This is a genomic window from Candidatus Poriferisocius sp., from assembly GCF_965219775.1.
GTDB lineage: Bacteria > Actinomycetota > Acidimicrobiia > Acidimicrobiales > Bin134 > Poriferisocius.
Genome location: NZ_OZ244793.1, coordinates 1,418,933 through 1,439,396, shown reverse-complemented (window position 1 = coordinate 1,439,396; position 20,464 = coordinate 1,418,933). Strand labels below are relative to the sequence as shown.

Genomic DNA, 20,464 nt, shown 5'->3' with positions numbered 1-20,464 from the left:
CGGGCACGGACGACGGAATTGCCGAGGAACCTCACCCAGGGGGCACGTAGGCGATCAGGTCCATGAGGAACTGGGCGCCGGGCACCTGAAGCGGTCCGCCGATTTCCAGCGTCGTCGAAGCCGGTCGGTCGCCGGGGAAGTAGCCGGCCCACTGTTCGATCGACTGCTGGAAGTGGGTGAAATCATCATGGAAGCACTGTCGCCGGACGATGTTCTCGACGCTGGTGCCGGCCGCCTCGCAGATCGCCGAGACATTGTCCATGATGTAGGCCATCTGCAGCTTGGGGGGCTGCCCGTACCACGGGAACTCCGGGTGGCGCTGCACCGACGAGGGCAGGTTGCCCAATTCGTCGTAGGCAATGGCCGTGCTGAAGAACAAGAAATCGCCTGCCTTGACCGCCTGGGGCTCATGCCAGGGCGGCTGGACGGCATCGGAGGTTTCGATGGTCTCTTTCCGGATGGAAGCGTCGTCGGCGAGAACTTTGAGCGCGATTTCTATCCGGCTGCCCTTGCCGCCAAGCCCCATGTAAGGGATCACCACTCGGGCCGGTGGGTCCTCGGGGAACCACTGCTTCCAAACCCGTTCCATGCCCGCGAAGTCGCCCGGGCTGGCCAGATAGACGGTTGCCTTCACCGTGTTCTGGATCGATCCACCGGCTGTCTGCACAATCCGGTCGAGTTTCTGGAGGACATACTCGGTTTGACTCTCTATCTCCGAGCCGTACCAGAAGTACGGGTTGACGCGAGCCTCTGGCGCGAGGCCGCTCGGCTCACCCATGTCGTTACCCTGCAGGTAGTCGCCCATCCAGTCGACGGGGATCTCTCCCGCGCAGAAGATCCAATCTCCTCGCCGAATGGCCGGGGAGTAACCGGCCAGCGGTGACGGCACGCCTTCAGGAACTGCGAATCCCTCGCTGCCCCCACCCGGAATGGCGATCATGTCCACTTCCAGAATCGTCTTGTTTACCAGGAGACCGGTGTCGCGTATGCCCATTCCGGTGGATGCCGGCCGGGGTGGATGGACGTACTCGTCGCGAGTCCGCAGGTACGGGGTGATGCTGATCCTCGGCCAGGAGTTCCCCTGCCAGAACTCGTCAATGGTCGGATGGGGAGAGCAGAACCACTGGTAGATGCGCACGATGTCGGTGGCGATGTCGCAGCCCGCGGCTTCCAATGTCAGTTGGAGATTTTGCAGTACGTAGTGGGACTGGAGTTCGAGGGCGTCGAACCCGTTGGGGTTCCGGCCGTCACCCCCGGCCTCCGGCGCGAGGCCCGTTTCGAAGTCCGAGGCCAACTGGCCGGCCACGAAGACCCACCCGCCCGCCTTGATCGCCGGACTGTAGGGCATGAGGGGTTTGGGTTCCCCGCCCCAGATGGCGACGCGGTCGTTCTCAGCCATGCTGGCCTCTCCTCTCAGACTTTCCCCTCGGCCTCCTAGCGAGGCGTGCAGCCGATCGAGGACGGGTCGATGGACCCACCTGCGCCGGCGCTGCCGATGGTGGGATCCCCGGCAGTTTCGTCCGGAATCCTGATTTCTCCTGTGCGCACCTTGGCGTCGATGTCCTCGAATATCGCCCAGTCTTCATCGCTGAGCACACCGGCATTGTCGTACAGCGGAGCGGCGATGATGCCGGCCGTGTTGGTGACGTCGAACTGGTGGAAGGAACCTGGGCCGATCTCACCGGCGTAGGCCCGCTCGATCATGACCTGGCCGGCATCGGCCAGCCCGTGGACTGCTGACGTGAGCACCACGTCGGGAGCGATGTCGAAGCTGTCGTAGTAGGACGGCACCACCCACACCTGGGTGTCCGCCTCTTGGGCGGCGTCGATGATGCCCAGTACCGCCTGATCGGTGGCGGACAGGATGACGTCGGCCCCGCCGGCGATCAGGGACTGCGCGGCGGCCTTGGCCACCGCCGTGTCAACCCACGTGTTGATGTACTCCTGGGAGAAGTTGATATCGGGGTTCACGCACCGGGCACCGAGGTGGAAGGCCTCGGGCTGGCGGGTCAGCGCCGGAAACTCGAAGCCGTTGAGCGAGCCGATGGTGCCGGTGTCGGTGGCCAGCGCGGCGATGACCCCGGTCAGGAAGTTGGCGTTGTGCTGGTCGACCTCCACCCAGCAAAGGTTGTCCGGTATCGGAGGGGCGTCAGGGGCCGGATGGTGCGGAGCCATACAGATCTGGGTGTCGGGGAAGTTGTTGGCGACCTCGATCGCAGGGTCGACCATGGCGCCATGGGCGAACAAGAGGAAGTCGTAGCCCTGATCGGCAAACGCCGACCCCTGCTGGACATAGGCGTCCGGCTCATTCAACAGCTCGATGAACTCGAGTTCGATGTTCGGGTTGTCGGCTGCCGCGGCTTGGGCACCGTCCCACCACGCGTTGGACCAACTGATGTCATCATTTGTTCCGGGATAGAAGTATGCGACTCGGAACGGTTCTTCCGGAGCAGGTTCCGGTTCCGGGGCCTGCGTTGCCGCCGGGGCCTGGGTCGCCGAAGGCTCGCCGGATTCTGTGGTGTCGTCGTCGTTTCCGCAGGCGGCTGCAAGCAGCAGCAATGCGAGAATCGCGGCCAAAACCTTCACTGGTCGTGTGCTGTTCATGTCCCCCCCAATGGTCTCGGGCCCTTGTGGCTCGCCCTTGAATATAGGGGGCGATGTGCAACAGTGCCAGCGAGGTCACGCTCGGCCGGCCGCTTCCCTTCGCCACGGGATGCCCACTGCCGCTGGGTACCGGCTGCCACGCGACAACAGGACGGCGAGCACGGTAACCACGTAGGGCAGCGCCAGCCACACTTGGTCGGGGACCCCGTCGAGCAGGTCCACTTGTCCGGCGACGAACTGGAGTGCCTGGCTGAGGCCGAACACTGCCGAGGTGGCAAGGGCCAAGAACGGATTCCAACGGGCAACCACCACAACCCCAAGGGCGATGAATCCACGGCCCTCGGTCATGCCCGGCACGAATCCTCCGGCCGACGACATGACGAGGGCGCCGCCGCCCAGACCGGCCAGACCGTTGGCCAAGATCACGGCCGGATACCGGAGACGCTGGACATCAAGGCCTCCGGACTCGGTGGCGTGCGGTCGTTCGCCCGCTGCCCGGGTGTACAAGCCCCACCAGGTGCGGTGCATCAGATAGAAGACGAGAAGAACAATGGCCAGGGTCACCCAGAACATTGCATCTTGCCCGTTCAGCACGTCGCCGACCTTGGGGATGTCGCCGATAAGCGGGATGTCCAGCGGTGAGAGCGTCGGACCGATCTGGCCACCGACGAATCGATCATCCAGCAAACCGGTGAGTCCGAGCGCAAACACATTGAAGAGCAGACCGGTGACGATTTGATCCGTTCCCCGAAAGACGAAGAGGAAGGCCAGCACCGACCCAGCACCCATTCCGGCGACCCAGCCGAGGGCCAACGCCAGGGGGACAACCTCGGTTCTGATGCCGACCAGTGCGGTTATGAGCGCGCCGATCAGCATGGATCCCTCGATGCCCACATTGAGCACGCCACCACGCTCGGAGATGGTCTCACCCAGCGCAGCCAGGAGTATCGGCACCATCAATTGCAACCCAGTTGCGAAAAAGGCGATGACGACGGCTTCGGTGGGCATCAGTCCGACACGTTCTGGGCGTAGCGGAAGCGAATCGCGCCCGTCACCATCAGCAGGATCACGAAGACCGCCACGACGATGTCGCCGAGGGAGGGAGAGATGTCCGCCGAAGCCTGGAGGCTGTTGCTCCCGACCCGCAGCATGGAGAACAAGAAGGCGGCCGGGATGACAAGGGGCGGCTTCAGCCGGGCCAACAGAGCCACGGCAATGCCGATGAAGCCGAAATTGCTGGAGAAGTTGATGTCGAGATCATCGAAGATGCCTGCGACCGCCACGCCCCCGGCCAGCCCGGCGAACCCCCCGGCGACCAGGAAGGTCAGCATCGTTACCTGCTTCGTGGCCACTCCGGCCAGTCTCGCCGCGTTGGCGTTGGCCCCGATCACCCGGATGGAAAAGCCGAGTGATGTCTTGGTCATGAGGATCCAGGCCAGCGCGGCGGCAGCCACCGCGATGAGCACGCTGATGTCGACGTTTGCGTCCTTCCAAATGGCTGGGAATTGGGCCTTGTCATTGATGGATACGGTCTTTTGGCTAAACGGGTCGGGCCAGACATCGGCGATGATGTAGTTGGCGACGAAGACCGCGACGAAGCTCAACATCAAGGTCGTCACAATCTCGCTGGCACCGTAGAACGCCTTCAACGCGCCCGGGATCAGTCCCCAGACCGCTCCTCCGACGAAGGATCCGAGGACGATTATCAAGACGAAGAGAGCCTTGGGGATGCCAGAGGGCAGCTCGATTCCCAAGGCCACCGCGGCCATGGCACCGGCGAACATCTGTCCTTCCCCGCCGATGTTCCACAGCCTCGATGTGAACGGAAGAGCTGCGGCCAATCCGGTGAGCGCCAGGATGGAGGCGATCATGAGGGTTTGCCCGAGGAAGAACGGTTCGATCAGCGACCCTTCGACAAGTGCCTTGGCTGCCTCCCACGGGTTGGCCCCGATGACGAGAATCAGAGCACCGACCAAAATGACCGTCATGGCCAAGGAGAGCAGCGTGTTCACATAAGGCGGCAGGTCCGAACTCGGAGGCGGCCTCCACCATGGCCGGGCCGGTTGTCGGATCTGGCCAGCTTGTCGCAACGACTCCCCCCGCTTTCGGTAGGCGGGAGACTAGTCGCGGCATTGGCTCAACGCGCAAAGGCGCTCGGATGCCGGAGACTCACTTGTCGAGGGGGCGTGATAGCGTCTGTGGGCATCGAAGACGTTGGGCGAGCACGGGTGCGAGTCGTCCGAGGTTCCGACCTCGGCCCCACCGTGCCGATTGTAGAAGCTGATGGAACGGCCCACGCCGTCGTGTGGCCGGGAATGGGGGCGCAGCAGCGATCGTTGCACCTCATCAGCCTCGATCCCGGCGGTCGAACGGTGGACTTGAGGCATGAATCGGAATGCGTCTACCACGTGTCCTCTGGTTCAGGGACGATGCTCGATCTCGACTCTGAGGTGCGCCATGAAACCATCACGGGGTCCATGTTGTTGATCGAGCCGGGTACCAAGTACCGATTTGTGGCGGGAGCTGAGGGGGCAGTGCTCTTGGGCGGGCCGTGTCCTCCTGATCCTGCGTTCTACGCCCACCTGGGAGGCTGAGCAATGGCAATCAAACTGTTTCATCGGGATGAGCCCGATCACTACATGCCGATGATCTCCAGCGACGCCCGTCTGGTGGTTTGGCCTGGAGTCGGATCAGAGATGGCGAACATGAACTACGTCGTCTTGGAGCTGGAGGAGGAAAACGTGCCCCATGCTCATTCCGAGTCGGAGGACACAATCTTCATTCTCGAGGGCCGTGGATCGGTGGCCGACCTCGACAACGACCAGGTTCTTGAGTTCGTGGCGGGCGACGCGGTACACGTGCCGGCCGGCGTGAAGCATGCCGTTCGCGCCGACCGCGGCAGCCGAATCGTCAGTGTGGGTGGGCCATGCCCCCCTGATCGCCACCTCCTCAAGCTGTGCGGGGCCCTGTGACCCGGAAGCTCGCCATCGGGCTGGCCCAGATGGGCAGCCCACCGGGAGACGCCTGCGACAACCGATCCCAAACGGCCCGGGTGGCAAAACTGATGTTCGAGCAGGGTGCCGAATTGATTGTTCTGCCCGAGTTGGCCCTGCCGTGGTACACGGTTGATCCGATGCACTTGGCCCGGCTGGCTGAGCCTCTCAAGGGGCCAACGGTGGAGGCGTGGACATCAGTGGCCGCCGACCACTCGGGGGTGATCGTGGGGGGCTTCTGTGAGCGCGACGACGAGGCTCTGTACAACACCGCTGTTGTTGTCGACAGAACCGGGGTCATCGGCCACTACCGCAAGTTGCATCTGTTCGCGGGAGAGAAGGTCTCTTTCACTCCTGGTGACCTGGGTCTCCCGATTGTGGAGACTCCAGTGGGGCGCCTGGGTCTGTGCATCTGCTATGACCTCCGATTCGTTGAAGTGGTTCGTGTCCTGGCTCTTTCCGGTGCTGAACTCATCTGCGTCCCCTCGGCCTGGATCACCGGGTTTGACGCTGACCAGTGGGACGCCGATGGCTTCTGTCCTCAAGCCCACGGCGCCGTGCTGCAAGCAAAGCTGAGCCAGGTCTTCATCGCCTGTGCAAGCCAGGTTGGGGACCACTCGGGGTTCCGATTCTTGGGATCATCGGTGGTCGTCGACAGCTTCGGCACCGTGGTTGCCGGTCCCCTGTCTGGCAAACGCAACGAGTTCCGGGTGGTCACTGTGGATCTTGATGACGTAGACCACGCGAAGGCCCGAGGATCGTCCATAACCCCGCGGGCCGACCGACGTACCGATGTCTATGGTCTCGCGTACGGCGGCTCACTGCTGTGAAGCCCGCGCCCTTCCGGTACGAACGGCCCCGCGACGTCATCGAGGTCTTGGATCTTCTGGCCGAGCATGGTGGTGAGGCAAAAGTCCTGGCCGGCGGGCAGAGCTTGGTTCCCATGATGAACTTCCGCCTGGCCCGCCCGGAGGTGCTGATTGACATCGGTGCGGTATCCGGCCTGGACCAGGTGCTATCCGACGACCGAAGGGTCACCATGGGCACCCGAGTTCGTCATGTGGAACTGGAGCATCCGCCCTTCGGAGGGCCGTTGGGCTCGTTGCTGGCCGACGCAGCCCGCCATGTCGGCCATCTGCCAATTCGCTTGCGGGGGACGTTCGGGGGTTCCATCGCCCATGCCGACCCTGCGGCAGAGTGGTGTTTGCTGGCCCAAACCCTTGGTGCCGACATGACCGTCACCTCTGTTCGCGGGCGGCGAGTCGTTCCCGCGGAAGAGTTCTTTCGGTCGGCTTTCGTCACATCGATGGCTGACGATGAGCTGCTCACCGAGGTCCGGTTGCCGTGGCTGGACCACAACTGGACGACCGGGTTCTCGGAGTTCAGCCGCCGTGCCGGGGACTTTGCCGTGGTTGCGGTGGCGACCGCCGTGAAGATGGGCAGCGGCCTCATCGTCGAGGCGCGAATCGGTGCTGCGGGAGTGGGCCCCACACCCGTTCGATTGGCCAACGCGGAGGCGGCGTTGGTGGACCAACCGCTCAGCCCCGAATCAATTGCCGCCGCATCAGAAATGGCCGGTCAGGAAGTCGACCCACGGGGCGACATCCACGGATCGGCCGACTATCGCCGTGATCTCGTCCGGGCCCTGACTCGACGAGCACTTCGGTGACCATGGTCGACCCGTGGGTCGGGCGCTCGTTGCGTCGGGTCGAGGATCCGGCATTGGTGCGGGGGGAGGGCTGCTTCGTCGGCGACGCCGCGGTGAGGATGCACACGGCCAGGTTCGTCCGCAGCACAGTATCCTCCGGGGTGATTCGGTCCATAGAGGGGCCCTGCTACACCGCGGCCGACCTCGATGCCGGTGGGGTCGGGGACATCGAGGCGGTTCTCCACCGCCCCAATTTCGTGAAGGTTCGCCAACCTCTGCTGGCACGTCGCCGAGTGCGGTTTGTGGGTGAGCCGGTTGCCGTCGTCGTGGGGCGCTCACCCGAGGAAGCCGAAGACTTGGCCGACCAGGTCGTCGTCGACGTGGACCACGACGAGGAACCACTGGTCCATCCCCATGACTCCGAAAGCAATGCCGTTGTCGAGGCCGAATTGGCCACTGAGCAGATCGAACGGGCCCTTCATGAAGCGGATCACCTCGTCGAGGTGGTGTTCACCTCGCATCGACAGGCCGCCCTGCCTCTTGAGCCACGGGGCTCCACCAGCGAATACGATCGCCGGACCGGGCGCCTCGTGGTCCGGGCGTCCACGCAAGCTCCACACATCGTACGGACCGCCATTGCCGATCTTTTGGCCATTCCCGAAGCCGACGTACAAGTGGTGGCTCCGGATGTAGGCGGTGGCTTTGGGCAGAAGCTGCCGTTGGCACGGGAGGACGTGGTGGTGGCATGGCTGGCCTTGCAGCGGCGGGGGAGTGTCGCCTGGATCGAGGACCGTTCGGAGAATCTCACGGCGTCGTGGCACAGCCGCGATCAGGTGTATCGAGTTGTCGGTGGATTCACGGACAGCGGGGAATTACAGGCCCTCGATGCCGAGATCATCTGCGATGTGGGGGCATGGTCGTGCTATCCCTTCACCTGGGGGGTGGAACCCCTGATGGCGATGGGCGAGATGTGCGGTCCCTACAAGGTCGCCCACTACCGGGTCCGCACCCGAGGGGTGACCAGCTTCCGCTGTCCGATGGCCCCTTATCGGGGGGTCTCCCGCCCGGTGATCACCGCTTCGTTGGAGCGCCTCATGGACACGGCGGCCCGTCGCATGGCGATGGACCCCGTGGAGATCCGTCGCCGGAACCTCATCGCAGCCTTCCCCCACACCTCGGTGACCGGGATGACCATTGATGCCGGGTCGTACGTGGAGTCACTGGAGAAGGCGGCTGAGTACTTCGATCTCGGCGAGTTTCGACACCGTCAGTCGGAGGCCCGCAAGCGTGGCGGTCCACTGCTCGGTGTCGGGATTTCCTCCTTTGCGGAGCGGACGGGGTACGGCACACCGGTGTTCGCCTCCAGGGCGATGGGGGTTACCCCCGGGTACGAGACGGTCACCATGAAGATGGACCCCTCCGGATATGTCGAAGCGGCCGTCGGCGCGTCACCGCACGGTCAAGGCCTGGAGACGACGCTGGCGCAGTTGATCGCCGATCAGCTCACCGTCGACGTTTCCCGGATCCGAATCGTCCACGGCGACACCGATCGCACGCCCTACGGGTGGGGTACTTTTGCCAGCCGCTCCATGGTGATCGCCGGAGGCGCCGCTCACCTCGCCGCCGGCCGTCTGCGAGAGCGTTTGGCGCAGGTGGCCAGTGCGGTGCTCGAAGCAAATGCCGACGACATCGTGTTCTCCGGGGGCAGTGCGACGGTGGCCGGGACGGATATCGGAGTGCCCGTCGCCGAATTGGCACGAATCGCTCACCACCACACCGAGCGCCTTGAGGAAGGGACTCCAGTGGGTCTGTCGGTGGAGGCCTCCTACGATCCGGGGGGTACGTTCTCCAATGCGTGTCACATCGCCGAGGTGGAAATCGACCCGGAGACCGGAGCCACAAGAGTGACCCGCTTTCTCGTGGTAGAGGACGCAGGCCGGTTGATCAACCCGATGATCGTGGATGGCCAGATCCGTGGGGGTGTCGCCCAGGGGATCGCCAATGCGCTGTTCGAGGAGGTGGTGTACGACGAGGACGACAACATATTGACGGCATCGCTCATGGATTACTTGCCGCCCACTGCGGCCGAGATACCCGACATCGAGATTCGGCACCTCGAGACCATTACCGATGCGACGATTACAGGGGCCAAGGGACTCGGCGAGGGGGGCACCATCGGCGCGCCCGCGGCCGTGCTCAATGCCGTCTCCGATGCATTGGGCCACCTGGACCTGGCCATGAACGAGATGCCGGCCACACCTGAACGGGTTCGGACCCTCATCCGGTCGAGCGAGAATGCCCCATGAGTTCGGAGCAATTGCCCCTGAAGCTGACCGTGAACGGCGAGGAGTACCGGGTGCAGGTGGAGGCCCGGCGGACCCTGGCCGACACGCTGCGCGAAAACTGCGGACTGACGGGAACCCACTTGGGATGCGAGCAGGGAGTTTGTGGCGCGTGCACCATTCTGATGGACGGTGAACCGGTGCGCTCTTGCCTGATGTTTGCCGTGCAGGCCGAGACCTCGGATATCGAAACGGTGGAGGGGCTGGCCGGCGATGATGGAGAATTGCACCAGCTTCAGGAGGCCTTTTCGGCTCACCACGCCCTTCAGTGCGGGTTCTGCACGCCGGGATTCTTGATGCTGGCACGAGGAATCCTCGACCGGCAGCCCGACATTGACGACGACGAACTTCGGGAGGCCCTGTCTTCGAATCTCTGTCGCTGCACCGGCTACCAGACCATCATCGAGGCCGTCCGCAGCGTCCGCGACCAATTGTGAGCCCTGGGTCCGAGGCAGGCCGACAGGGAAGCGTCGGACAGTCGGTCCGCCGCCGAGAGGATAACCCGCTATTGAAGGGACGGGCTCCATTCGTGGCTGACCTCTCGTTTCCCGGCCAGGCTTATCTGCGAGTGGTCCGCTCCGAGGTGGCCAACGGAGAGATCGTTGACATCGACCTGTCCGAGGCACTCAAAGCCGATGGCGTAATCGGCGTGTGGACCGGGGAGGATGTCGCCACCGTTCCGCCCATCGACTTTCGCCAGATCGGCTACGACGAACTCCTGCCCTTTCGCCAACCGGTGCTGGCCCGAGGATCGGTCCGGTACGTGGGTGAACCGGTGGCCATTGTGGTGGCCGAGGATTCCTACGTGGCCGAGGACATCGCGGAACTTGTCGTGGCGGACATCGAACCCCATGACTTCGAGGCGGTCGAGGCCATGGTGCTGCGCAGCGAGTACGGGTCGGTCGACGAGGCGTTCGCCACAGCCCATCATGTCCTGGAGCTCGAATTGGCGGTCGGCCGCCACACGGGGATACCCATGGAGACCCGTGGGCTACTGGCCCGACCGGATCCCGCCACCGGGCGACTTGAACTCCACGGAGCCTCAAAAGTCCCCCATTACACCTGCGCGGCCATCGCTTCCATGCTCAAACTGGAGCCCCATGCCGTGGTCGGACGGGAGTGCGCCGTTGGTGGCGGCTTCGGCATCCGTGGGGAGCTGTACCCCGAGGACGTTCTGGTCGCGTGGAGCGCTCTTCGGTTGGGGAGGCCGGTGAAGTGGATCGAGGATCGTCGCGAGCACCTCATGGCCGCCAACCACAGTCGTGACCAGCGCCATCGCGTCCGGGTGGCGGTGGACCGCAAGGGAGTGATCACTGCGGTGGATGACGAGTTCTGGTACGACCAGGGGGCATACGTACGCACCCACGGGGCCACGGTGCCCTCACTGACCGCGGCCATGTTGCCCGGGCCTTATGCTATCGGCTCCTACCGATCCCGAGGCCACATCGTTCTCAGCGCCAAGACTCCGGCGGGCACCTATCGAGCACCGGGGCGATTTGAGGCAACGTTCGTCTGCGAGCGGATCATCGAAGCGGCAGCTCAGGCGGTGGGACTCGATCAGGTCACCATCAGGCGTCGGAATCTGATTCAGCCCGAATCGATGCCCCACGATCGGCAGCTCTCCGTCTTGGGTACGTCGGTGGTTCTCGATTCGGGGGACTATCCCCGCATTCTCCAGCGCCTGTTGGACCATCTGGACTTTGAAGGGCTCGAGCGCCGGCTCTCTCAACGCCGGCTGGATGGCGAATTGGTGGGACTCGGGATCGCCATGTTCGTCGAGAAGTCGGGTCTCGGCCCATTCGACGACGTTGAGATCACGCTGCGGCATGATGGATCGGTGGAGGTGGTGACCGGTGCCGCTTCGGTTGGGCAGGGGGTCGATACCGTCGTGGCCCAAGTCTGTGCCGATGCACTTGACCTGGACTACCGCGACATCGAGGTAGTCCACGGACAGACCGATCGCATCTCTCGCGGCATGGGCGCTTTTGCCAGCCGAGTGACCGTCATGACCGGCTCCGCCACGCACTTGGCGGCTGATTCCCTCAAAGACGTCGCCCGCAACATCGCAGCCGAAATGATGGAGGCACGGCCCGGAGACCTGGAGTTTCGGGCAGGGGGCATCGGTGTGCGGGGCCAACCGGATCGTTTCCTTGCCCTGGCGGAGATCGCAGGGGCCAATGGAGGAGAGTTGACCGCCGAGGCATCATTCACCTCCGAACACATGACATATCCCTACGGAGCTCATGCAGTGGTTGTGGCGGTGGACGCCGATACGGGAGAGGTGGAGATCGAGCGATACGTGGTCGCTTACGACGTTGGACGAGCCGTGAACCCGATGCTCGTCCAAGGGCAGATCCAAGGGGGTGCCGCTCAAGGCATCGGCGGGGCCCTGCTGGAGGAGTTCCTCTATGACAGTGCGGGCCAGCCGCTGGTGACGTCGTTCATGGACTATCTCATGCCGACGGCATCCGAGACCCCGGCCGTGGAGATTCTGCTCTCTGAGGATGCTCCCAGCCCGTTGAATCCTCTCGGGGTCAAGGGCGCAGGCGAAGGCGGGACCAACGCATGCGGGGCGGCGTTGGCCACTGCGGTGGAACAGGCGATCGGTCGGCCCGGCGCGGTTACCGAATTGCCCATCACGCCGGAGGCGGTCAAAGCGATGATCAAGTAGGGCTTGGCTCGGGCCAGAGTTCGTCGCGGAGTTGGGTCCGGAGGACCTTGCCGGTGGGGTCGCGGGCGATGGTGGGGCGGATGATGTAGCGGCGGGGGCGCTTGTAGCCGGCGAGGTGCTGGCCGCAGGCGTCGTCGATGGCGGCGGTCACTTCCTCGGGGGTGTACCCGTCCACCACGGCCAGGTAGACCACCACCTGCTCCCCCCGGTCGGGGTCGGGGCCGCCCACCGCGCAGGCGTCGGCCACGCCGTCCACGGCAAAGAGCACGTCCTCGATCTCCGCGGGGTAGATGTTCACCCCGGCGGCCACGATCACCTCGGAGCTGCGGCCCGACAGGTACAGGTAGCCGTCCTCGTCGAGGTACCCCACGTCGCCCACGGAGAAGAAACCGGCGTCGTTGTAGGCGTTGTCGGTCTTGTCCTCGGCGTTGATGTAGCGGAAGTAGCGTCCCTCGGGTCGGCGGAAGTACACGGTGCCCGGTTCGCCGGGGCCCAGCACCTGGCCGTCGTCGTCCACGATCTGGATGGTGAGATCGCCGATGGGGGTGCCCACCGTGCCGGGACGGGCCAGCCACTCGGCCGAGTCGCACATGGTCATGCCGCCCTCGGTGAAGCCGTAGTACTCGGTGAAGATGGGACCCCACCACTCGATCATGCGCTGCTTGAGGGGCACGGGACAGGGCTCGCCGCCGTGGAGCACGGTCACCAGCCGGGAATGGTCCAGGGCGGCCTTGCGGTGGTCGGGCAACCCCAGGAGCTGGCGAAACATGGTGGGCACCATGATGGTGGCGGTCACCCCGTCGTTGAACACCTCCACCGAGGCCTCGGCGTCCCACCGCCCCAGGATGCGCAGGGGGGCGCCGTGGGCCAGCGCACCCAGGCAGAACGCCAACGGGGCGCCGTGGAAGAGCTGGGCCACCACCAGGTGCTTGCCGTCACGGGGCAGTCCCAGGCCCTGGGCCCCGAGCGACGACGACGTCCACCACTGCTCGAAGGTGGACTGCGAATCGGCGGTGCGCTCCACCCCCTTGGGGCGGCCGGTGGTGCCCGAGGTGTAGGGGATGCGGTAGCCGGTGCCCCCGGCGGGAAACGGCGTGGAATCCTGGGCGTCGACCCAGGCGTCGAAGTCGTCGCCGATCCAGATCACCGGACGCCCCCCGGCGGCGTCTCGGGCGGCGGCCACGTCGGTCACCACCACCGTGGAGCCCGCGTCGTCCAGCACGTGGGTGATCTCGGCCGGGGTCCAGTTGGTCTTGATCGGGGTCATCTTCAGCCCGGCCCGAAAGCACGCCAGCATCACCTCGACGAACTCGGTGCGGTTGGTACACACCAGCCCGACGTGGTCTCCCGGTGAGGCCCCGGCGGCCAGGAGGCCCCGCCCGATGGCGTGGGTGCGGCGGTCCAACTCGGCCCAGGACACCAGGTGGGTGTCGTCCTCCAGGGCCAGATCGTCGGGTTCCCGCCCGGCCAACATCGCCAACATGGAGGGTGCCGTCACCGATGCGACACTACTGCCGTCCGCTGATGGGTGTCCTGCCCGGAGGCGGGTTCAGTTGTCCTGCAGTCGAGCCCCCGGCCAGCGCAGGGTCAGCCTCTCCAACAGGCCGATGAGATTGAAGAACACGATGCCCCCCGCCGACGAGAGCACCAGACCGGCGAACAGTCGTTTGGTGTCCAATCGGTAGCTGGCCTGGATGATCACATAACCGATGCCCCGGTCGGCGCCGGTGAACTCGGCCACGATGGCCCCGATCACCGCCAGGGTGGAGGCGATCCGCAGCCCGGCGAACACGTACGGCAGCGAGCTGGGCACACGCAGGCGCCAGAAGACGGCCGTCTTGCGGGCCGACAGCACGCTCATGAGCTCCACAGCTTGCCCGCTGATGGATCGCAGCCCTCGAGCCGTGTTCACCAGCACCGGGAAGAAGCAGATGATGGCGGCGATGGTCACCTTGGGTACCAGGGTGAAGCCGAACCAGATGGTGAGCAGCGGGGCGATGGCCACGATGGGGATGGTCTGGAGCACGATCGCCCACGGGAACAGGGCCCCTTCGATGATGCGGAAGTGGACGAAGACCACGGCGGCCACGAAGGCGGCCGCGCTCCCCACCAGGAATCCGAGCACCGCCTCGAGCATGGTCCAGCGAAGATCACCGAGCAGCGACCACCCTTCCTCGTACAATTCCACGCCGATTTCCGACACCCTGGGCAACAGGTAGGTGGGCACGTCGCGCACCACTACCCACACCTCCCAGACCACCAGGGCCGCCACGAACAACAGGGCCGAGAAGAGGTAGGTGAGCCCCTTGGAGTCCCGCGGCGTGCCCGTCATGGGGACGGCACCGCCTGGTCGGCGTCGGGGTGGGCGTCGGCCTGCAGGAGTTCCCGCAACTCGCCGTTCAACGCGGCGAAGTCGGGTTGGTAGCGGATGGCGAGTTCCCGGGGTCGGGTGAAGGGCACGTCGGCGATCCTGAGCACGTGCCCCGGCCGGGGGCTCAGCACCACCACCCGGTCCGACAAAAAGATGGCCTCGGCCAGGCTGTGGGTGACGAACACGATGGTCGAGCCGGTCTGTCGCCACACGTCCAGGAGCTGGAGGTTGAGGTTGTCCCGGGTGAACTCGTCCAGGGCGCCGAAGGGTTCGTCCATCAACAGGGTGGACGGCCCGTAGCTGAGCGCCCGGGCCAGTGCCACCCGCTGTTGCATCCCTCCGGAGATCTGCTCGGGGTAGTGATCCTCGAATCCCTCCAGCCCGACGTCTCGGAGCAGCTTTCGGGCTCGGGTTTCGGCGTCGTGGTCCCGGAGCGGGTTGCGCTTGCCCAGGATCCGGTCGGGCAACAAGACGTTGTTCAGCACCTGCAGCCAAGGGAACAGCACCGGATTCTGGAAAACGAAGCCGAACTCCACGTCACTGCGGGCCTGTGACGGCGTCTTGCCTCGCACCGTCACCGATCCCGACGTGGGTGGTTGCAAGCCGGCAATGATGCGCAACAGGGTCGACTTCCCGCAGCCCGAGGGGCCCACCACGGCCACGAACTCCCCGTCGGCGATGTCGAAGCTCAGCTCCTGGAGCGCTGCGGTGGCTTCGGGGCCGTCGAACCGCATGGTCACGTCGTCCACGACGATGCCCGCGGGGCCATCCGCTCGGCCCGGTGCCGCCTCGCTCACCCGCTGCTCTTTGCCGCCTCGTACCGTCGGATTCCCTCGAGGGCCACGTCGATGGCGTCGTGCCAGCCTTTGACGAGGGGCTCGTTGACCCCCTCGTAGTCGATGTCGGCGGGGGCGGTGAAGTTATACGACACGGCGCAGACCATGGCGGCCTTCACCTTGCGCAGGTGGGCCACGGTGAAGATGGCCGATGCCTCCATCTCCACGTTCATGATCCGGTGCTTGATCATCCGCTCCACCCACTCCGGGGTCTCGGCGTAGAAGCCATCGCTGGAGACGTTGATGCCCACGTGGGTGGCGAACCCCCGGCCGGGGCCAGGTCGCCGGCGGCGTCGATCAAGGCCCGCACCAGGAAGTGATCGGCCACGGCAGGGAAGCCCTCCTCGGCGTACATGGCGCTGGCCCCGTCGTTGCGCATCGACGCGGTGTTGATCAAGATGTCGCCTTTGTCGATCCCCACTTCGAAGGCGGCACTGCTGCCCACCCGGATGAAGTGGGTGGCGCCCACGTTGCAGAGTTCCTCCACGGCGATGGCCGCCGACGGGCAGCCGATCCCCGTGGAAGTCGCACTGACGGGAATGCCCCGGTAGGAACCGGTCACGGTTCGGTACTCCCGGTGGTCGGCCACTTCGCGTGGGTCATCCAGGTGTTGGGCGATCAACCCCACCCGGGCCGGGTCGCCGGGGAGCAGCACGTAGGGGGCCACGTCGCCGGGCCCCACCCGCAGGTGGTACTGGATCTTGTCCCGGGTGGACGCGCCCTTGTCGAAGATGGCCATCGTGTTCCTCTCGTCGACCGCCGGCATGGCCGCCGGGGGTGCTGGCCCCCGGCGGCCTACCGCAATTTAGGAGGTGAAACAGGTATCGGAGTAGACCGAGTTGAGGTCCAACTCGGCTTCGAGGCCGCCGTAGGTGCGCAACACCTCGTCGGCGGTTTCCCAGCGGCTGTGCTTCATCGACCCGATGCCGTCGGCCTGAGCATCCGGGGTCCACACGGCATCCTTGATGGCTTCCAGGCTGCGGGACTCCTTGTCGCGATCGAGGTTGTCCGGGTCGATGGCCAAGACGATGTCCACGGCCTCCTCGGGATTGTCGAAGGCGTATTCCCAGCCCCGGGCGATGGCCCGGACCATCCCGCAGACCACCTCCGGGTTGTCATCGAAGTAGCTCCGGGTGGTGAACAGGGCGTTGGCCGAGGTCTCCACTCCGTAGTCGTAGGGCACGAAGACCCTCGACTCGAAGCCCTGGAGTTCGGCCAGGATCGGCTCGTTGGTGGAGAACACCGTCTTGAGGTCCACGTCGCCGTTGAGGATCGGGGCCAAGTCGAAGCCGGTGGCCACCTTGTCGATGTCGTCGATGTCGATCCCGTTCTTGGCCAGCATGGCCTGGGTCAACTGCCACGGCCCGCCCTCGGCGAAACCGATCCTGCGTCCCACGAAGTCCTCCAGGGTCTCGATGCCGGAATCGGCCAGGGCCATGACCGCACCGGGGTGTTTGTGGAAGTAGGTGGCCACCGTCATCAGGGGGATTTCTTCGGCCGCGGCGAACAGCAGCGACCCGGTGTCGTGGAGCCCGAAGGTGTCGGAGCCGGCGGCCACCAGGGTGATGCTGTTCACGTCGAACCCACCGGGGTTGATCTCCACGTCGAGGCCCTCGTCGGCGAAGAACCCCTTGGCCGCGGCCACGTACGAGCCGCTGAACTGGGTGTTGGGGAACCACGGGAGCCGCAGCGACACCGAGACCGGCTCGGGCGCCGGTTCCGGTTCGGGCGGGGGCGGTTCCTCGGTGGGCGCCGGCGGTTCGGGCGTGGCCGGAGCCTCGGTGGCCGGAGCCGGTTCGGGTGCCGGCGCCGATGTGCCCGCGTCGTCGTCGTTGCCGCAGGCGGTGGCGAGTAGGGCCATCGCCATTACCAGGGCCAGGATTCGTCTCCCGGATCGTGCATACCTCATTGGTTTCCCCTCTCGGTGGTGAAGTTTCGGTTCAGATCGTGGTGGTCGGTTGGGCGGCCGGATGGCCGCAGTTGCAGGACTCCCGGGTGACCAGGGCCGTGGGTACGGTCACCGGGGGCTGGGGTTCACCGTCGCTGATGGCCTGGCGGAGGGTACCGATGGCCTCCTCACCGAGCCGGTCGGCGGGCAGGCGTACCGTGGTGAGCGGTGGGTCGGCCAAGCGGGCGAACGGGATCTCGCCGTAGCCGATGACGGCAACGTCGTGGGGCACCCGAAGACCCCGTTCGTGGATGGCGGAGATGGCGCCGAGGGCCAAAATGTCGCCTGCACAGAAGATGGCGGTGGGCGGATCGTCCTGCAGGAGCAGTTGGGTGGTGGCCTTGGCCCCGGCGTCGAGAGAAAAGTCGGACACCGGTGCCACCAGGTGGTCATCGGAGGGGAGATTGGCTTCGGCCAGGGCTCGGGCGTAGCCGGTGGCGAGGAGATTCGAGCTGGAGTCGGCCGGTGAAGAGATGTAGGACACCCGACGGTGGCCGTGGCCGATGAGGTGCATGGTGGCCTCGTAGGCGTCGTTGGTGCGGTCGGCCAGAATGTGCGAGCCCATCCCTACGTTGGGGCTGTCCACGAACACAAAGGGCAACAACGCCGAGGACGGCTCCACCACCCTCACCACCGCTTCGTCACCGGCGGTGGTGAAGTGAATGAGGACCACGCCGTCCACGTTGCGGCTGAACAGTTGGTCGAGGTGGCGGGACACTACCTGGGCGTCGTAGTGCTGGGTCTGGCAGATGATCGGCAGCCACCCCTCCAGGTCGGCGGCCTGGCTCAGTGCCTGGAGAAAGTCGGCGTAGTAGTCGGTGAACGCGGGCACCATCACGCCGATGCTGTAGCTGGGGTGGGCGTCATTGCGGGCCGACGCCCGGTTGCGGTCGTAGCCCAACACTCGGGAGCGGGATCCCCGGCTGATCGACGCGATGCCGTCGTCGGCCAGTTGCCGGTAGGCGGCCCGGACGGTGTGAACGCTCACTTGGAGTTCGGCGGCCAACTCGGCGATGGGGGGGAGGTGGCTGTCGGCGGCAATCCTGCCCGAGGCCACCTGCCACATGAGCTGACGGGCGATCTGTGTGGCCAACGGCACCCGGCTGGAATCCTGCACCCGGATGGGAGCAGCCAGCCCCCACCGGTGTGGTCGCCGGTCGTTGTGGTCACCATCGCGAGGTCCGTCGTGGAATCCCTCAGCCATAGTGTCGTTCTATCATTCATTCAAACATACGGTCAACCGTATGTTTAGGACCGGTGCCTGGACTGCAGATGCTGCCGCCGCGAGGGCAGCCCCCGGCGGGGGGTGGAGGGAGGGCTTCGAGCCCTCATTCGGTGGGGGGTGGGGGTTAGGGTGGCTCATGGCACCGTGGCCTGCCCGGGGAGCGTTCCCCAACCACCGTTGAGCATCCCATGAGAGTCGCCAGATGAGAGTCATCGAGTCGCGGTGTGATCCGGGCAGTGCCCGCTTCGCAGAGAATCGGGCGGCTTATGAGGGGTTGGTCGCCACTCTGCGGGATCGCCAACAGGTCGCCATTGACGGCGGCCCGGGCCGGCAGCGGTCGATCGAGCGGCACCGGTCGCGAGGCAAGGTGATGGTGCGGGACCGCATCGACATGGTGACCGACGCCGACACCGCGTTCCTGGAGTTCTCCACCCTGGCGGGATTCGGCCAGTACGGCGACGAGGTGCCTGGGGGCGGCATCGTCACCGGGATCGGCCTGGTTCACGGCGTGCCCTACGTGTTCATCGCCAACGACGCCACCGTCAAGGGCGGTTCCCTGGTGCCGGTGGCCATCAAGAAGCACGTGCGGGCCCAGGACATCGCCGAGGAGAACGGCCTCGGGGTGATCTACCTGGTGGATTCCGGAGGGGCCTTCCTGCCCCTGCAGGACGAGATCTTCCCCGACAAGGACCACTTCGGGGGCTCGTTCTACCGCCAGGCCCGACTGTCGGCCATGGGACTGCCCCAGCTCTCGGTGGTCCTCGGCGGCTGCACGGCGGGCGGCGCCTACGTGCCCGCCCTCAGCGACGAGGTGATCATGGTGCGGGGGATCGGGCGGATCTTCCTCGGCGGGCCGCCCATCGTGAAGGCCGCCCTGGGAGAGATCATCGAGCCCGACGACCTCGGCGGCGCCGATCTGCACACCCGGATCTCGGGGGTGAGCGACTACCTGGCCGACACCGAGGCCGAAGCCTACGGCCGCCTGCGGGAGATCTGCGGCACCACCAACCAGCGATCCATCGATCACCGGCAGGGGTGGATCGACTGGCGGGAACCGGAGCCACCGGCCTACGACCCCGTCGAGATCTACGGGATCGTCTCGGCCGACGACCGGATTTCGTTCGACGCCGTCGAGATCATCGCCCGGCTGGTGGACGGATCACGGTTCTCGCCGTTCAAGCCCGAGTGGGGCGACTCGGTGGTGTGCGGCTTCGCCCGCCTGTGGGGCCACCTGGTCGGCATCATCGCCAACAACGGGATCATCTTCAGCGAGTCGGCCCTCAAGGCCACCCACTTCATCGAGCTGTGCGAGCAGCGCCGCGTGCCGCTGCTGTTCCTCCAGAACACTTCCGGCTACATGGTGGGCCGCGACTCCGAAGCGGCGGGCATCGCCAAGAACGGGGCCAAGATGGTGGCCGCAGTGGCCAACGCCACCGTGCCCAAGTACACGGTGCTGATCGGCGGGTCGTACGGGGCGGGCAACTACGGCATGTGCGGGCGCGGCTTCAACCCCCGCTTCCTGTTCGCGTGGCCCAACAGCCGGATCGCCACCATGGCGGCCGACACCGCCGAGACGGTGCTGGTCGACATCCGACTCGGGGGCATGAGGGGCGCCGAGACCACCGAAGAGGAGATCGAGGCCATCCGGGCCGAGATCCGGTTGCAGTACGAGACGCAATCCGACCCCTACTACGCCACCTCCCGACTGTGGGACGACGGCCTGATCGACCCGGTGGACACCCGTGACGCTCTCGGCCTGTGCCTGGCCTTGGCCGCCCGACAGGTTGCGCCCGAGCCGGGGCCGGGCCTGGTCTACCGGATGTGAG

The 20,464-nt window shown here is 65.6% G+C and carries 18 protein-coding genes; 7 read left to right on the top strand and 11 right to left on the bottom strand.

What is annotated here, in order from left to right; translation table 11 throughout:
* Window positions 1-31 precede the first annotated feature (31 nt).
* The 4 genes from ACOQPQ_RS06525 to ACOQPQ_RS06510 form a co-directional block, all read right to left on the bottom strand.
* A complete protein-coding gene (locus ACOQPQ_RS06525; protein WP_420638633.1) occupies window positions 32-1,399 on the bottom strand; it encodes a RidA family protein in 1,368 nt (455 codons plus the stop codon).
* Between the two features lie 35 nt (window positions 1,400-1,434).
* The gene (locus ACOQPQ_RS06520) at window positions 1,435-2,586 is read right to left on the bottom strand and encodes a BMP family lipoprotein (RefSeq protein ID WP_420638632.1); all 1,152 of its coding nucleotides are present in this window, start codon (window positions 2,584-2,586) and stop codon (window positions 1,435-1,437) included.
* 93 nt (window positions 2,587-2,679) lie between these two features.
* Window positions 2,680-3,612, bottom strand: coding sequence for an ABC transporter permease (locus tag ACOQPQ_RS06515; protein ID WP_420638631.1), 933 nt, complete (start codon window positions 3,610-3,612; stop codon window positions 2,680-2,682).
* Entirely contained in the window at window positions 3,612-4,592 is a 981-nt protein-coding gene (locus ACOQPQ_RS06510) for an ABC transporter permease (protein WP_420640368.1), read from the bottom strand. The genes ACOQPQ_RS06515 and ACOQPQ_RS06510 overlap by 1 nt, the downstream gene beginning before the upstream one ends.
* 609 nt (window positions 4,593-5,201) lie before the next feature.
* Here ACOQPQ_RS06510 and ACOQPQ_RS06505 point away from each other — a divergent pair.
* From ACOQPQ_RS06505 to ACOQPQ_RS06480, 6 genes are read left to right on the top strand one after another with little or no spacing between them, the layout of a single operon-like run.
* Complete coding sequence (locus ACOQPQ_RS06505) at window positions 5,202-5,576, top strand: cupin domain-containing protein (protein WP_420638630.1); 375 nt, start codon at window positions 5,202-5,204, stop codon at window positions 5,574-5,576.
* The gene (locus ACOQPQ_RS06500) at window positions 5,561-6,427 is read left to right on the top strand and encodes a nitrilase-related carbon-nitrogen hydrolase (RefSeq protein WP_420638629.1); all 867 of its coding nucleotides are present in this window, start codon (window positions 5,561-5,563) and stop codon (window positions 6,425-6,427) included. The genes ACOQPQ_RS06505 and ACOQPQ_RS06500 overlap by 16 nt, the downstream gene beginning before the upstream one ends.
* Window positions 6,424-7,266, top strand: a complete 843-nt coding sequence (locus tag ACOQPQ_RS06495) for an FAD binding domain-containing protein (protein WP_420638628.1) — start codon at window positions 6,424-6,426, stop codon at window positions 7,264-7,266. Before ACOQPQ_RS06500 ends, ACOQPQ_RS06495 begins: the two co-directional genes overlap by 4 nt.
* Before the next feature lie 2 nt (window positions 7,267-7,268).
* Window positions 7,269-9,551: a xanthine dehydrogenase family protein molybdopterin-binding subunit gene (locus ACOQPQ_RS06490; RefSeq protein WP_420640367.1), complete on the top strand. Its 2,283-nt coding sequence runs from the start codon at window positions 7,269-7,271 to the stop codon at window positions 9,549-9,551.
* Window positions 9,548-10,024, top strand: a complete 477-nt coding sequence (locus tag ACOQPQ_RS06485) for a (2Fe-2S)-binding protein (protein WP_420638627.1) — start codon at window positions 9,548-9,550, stop codon at window positions 10,022-10,024. Before ACOQPQ_RS06490 ends, ACOQPQ_RS06485 begins: the two co-directional genes overlap by 4 nt.
* Window positions 10,021-12,258: a xanthine dehydrogenase family protein molybdopterin-binding subunit gene (locus ACOQPQ_RS06480; protein ID WP_420638626.1), complete on the top strand. Its 2,238-nt coding sequence runs from the start codon at window positions 10,021-10,023 to the stop codon at window positions 12,256-12,258. The genes ACOQPQ_RS06485 and ACOQPQ_RS06480 overlap by 4 nt, the downstream gene beginning before the upstream one ends.
* Here ACOQPQ_RS06480 and ACOQPQ_RS06475 read toward each other — a convergent pair.
* The 7 genes from ACOQPQ_RS06475 to ACOQPQ_RS06445 form a co-directional block, all read right to left on the bottom strand.
* Window positions 12,251-13,756, bottom strand: coding sequence for an AMP-binding protein (locus ACOQPQ_RS06475; RefSeq protein WP_420638625.1), 1,506 nt, complete (start codon window positions 13,754-13,756; stop codon window positions 12,251-12,253). The two genes, ACOQPQ_RS06480 and ACOQPQ_RS06475, sit on opposite strands and share 8 nt — an antisense overlap.
* 51 nt (window positions 13,757-13,807) lie before the next feature.
* Window positions 13,808-14,590 carry an ABC transporter permease gene (locus ACOQPQ_RS06470; RefSeq protein ID WP_420638624.1) on the bottom strand — a complete coding sequence of 261 codons (783 nt, stop codon included), beginning with the start codon at window positions 14,588-14,590 and terminating at the stop codon, window positions 13,808-13,810.
* A complete protein-coding gene (locus tag ACOQPQ_RS06465) occupies window positions 14,587-15,426 on the bottom strand; it encodes an ABC transporter ATP-binding protein (protein ID WP_420638623.1) in 840 nt (279 codons plus the stop codon). The genes ACOQPQ_RS06470 and ACOQPQ_RS06465 overlap by 4 nt, the downstream gene beginning before the upstream one ends.
* Window positions 15,423-15,716: a hypothetical protein gene (locus ACOQPQ_RS06460; protein ID WP_420638622.1), complete on the bottom strand. Its 294-nt coding sequence runs from the start codon at window positions 15,714-15,716 to the stop codon at window positions 15,423-15,425. Before ACOQPQ_RS06460 ends, ACOQPQ_RS06465 begins: the two co-directional genes overlap by 4 nt.
* Window positions 15,653-16,204, bottom strand: a complete 552-nt coding sequence (locus tag ACOQPQ_RS06455) for a nucleoside phosphorylase (protein WP_420638621.1) — start codon at window positions 16,202-16,204, stop codon at window positions 15,653-15,655. Before ACOQPQ_RS06455 ends, ACOQPQ_RS06460 begins: the two co-directional genes overlap by 64 nt.
* Before the next feature lie 66 nt (window positions 16,205-16,270).
* Window positions 16,271-17,374, bottom strand: coding sequence for an ABC transporter substrate-binding protein (locus ACOQPQ_RS06450; protein WP_420638620.1), 1,104 nt, complete (start codon window positions 17,372-17,374; stop codon window positions 16,271-16,273).
* 31 nt (window positions 17,375-17,405) lie between these two features.
* Window positions 17,406-18,617, bottom strand: a complete 1,212-nt coding sequence (locus tag ACOQPQ_RS06445; RefSeq protein WP_420638619.1) for a LacI family DNA-binding transcriptional regulator — start codon at window positions 18,615-18,617, stop codon at window positions 17,406-17,408.
* 223 nt (window positions 18,618-18,840) lie between these two features.
* Here ACOQPQ_RS06445 and ACOQPQ_RS06440 point away from each other — a divergent pair, with 223 nt between their 5' ends.
* Complete coding sequence (locus tag ACOQPQ_RS06440) at window positions 18,841-20,463, top strand: acyl-CoA carboxylase subunit beta (protein WP_420638618.1); 1,623 nt, start codon at window positions 18,841-18,843, stop codon at window positions 20,461-20,463.
* The last annotated feature ends 1 nt before the right edge of the window (window position 20,464 follow it).

What these genes read in the sequence shown, in the direction of transcription:
- ACOQPQ_RS06525 (WP_420638633.1), bottom strand. Translation starts at nt 1,399, where the DNA reads ATGGCTGAGAACGACCGCGTCGCCATCTGGGGCGGGGAACCCAAACCC.
- ACOQPQ_RS06515 (WP_420638631.1), bottom strand. Translation starts at nt 3,612, where the DNA reads ATGCCCACCGAAGCCGTCGTCATCGCCTTTTTCGCAACTGGGTTGCAA.
- ACOQPQ_RS06510 (WP_420640368.1), bottom strand. Translation starts at nt 4,592, where the DNA reads ATGACGGTCATTTTGGTCGGTGCTCTGATTCTCGTCATCGGGGCCAAC.
- ACOQPQ_RS06505 (WP_420638630.1), top strand. Translation starts at nt 5,202, where the DNA reads ATGGCAATCAAACTGTTTCATCGGGATGAGCCCGATCACTACATGCCG.
- ACOQPQ_RS06490 (WP_420640367.1), top strand. Translation starts at nt 7,269, where the DNA reads ATGGTCGACCCGTGGGTCGGGCGCTCGTTGCGTCGGGTCGAGGATCCG.
- ACOQPQ_RS06485 (WP_420638627.1), top strand. Translation starts at nt 9,548, where the DNA reads ATGAGTTCGGAGCAATTGCCCCTGAAGCTGACCGTGAACGGCGAGGAG.
- ACOQPQ_RS06470 (WP_420638624.1), bottom strand. Translation starts at nt 14,590, where the DNA reads ATGACGGGCACGCCGCGGGACTCCAAGGGGCTCACCTACCTCTTCTCG.
- ACOQPQ_RS06455 (WP_420638621.1), bottom strand. Translation starts at nt 16,204, where the DNA reads ATGGCCATCTTCGACAAGGGCGCGTCCACCCGGGACAAGATCCAGTAC.
- ACOQPQ_RS06450 (WP_420638620.1), bottom strand. Translation starts at nt 17,374, where the DNA reads ATGAGGTATGCACGATCCGGGAGACGAATCCTGGCCCTGGTAATGGCG.
- ACOQPQ_RS06445 (WP_420638619.1), bottom strand. Translation starts at nt 18,617, where the DNA reads ATGGCTGAGGGATTCCACGACGGACCTCGCGATGGTGACCACAACGAC.
- ACOQPQ_RS06440 (WP_420638618.1), top strand. Translation starts at nt 18,841, where the DNA reads ATGAGAGTCATCGAGTCGCGGTGTGATCCGGGCAGTGCCCGCTTCGCA.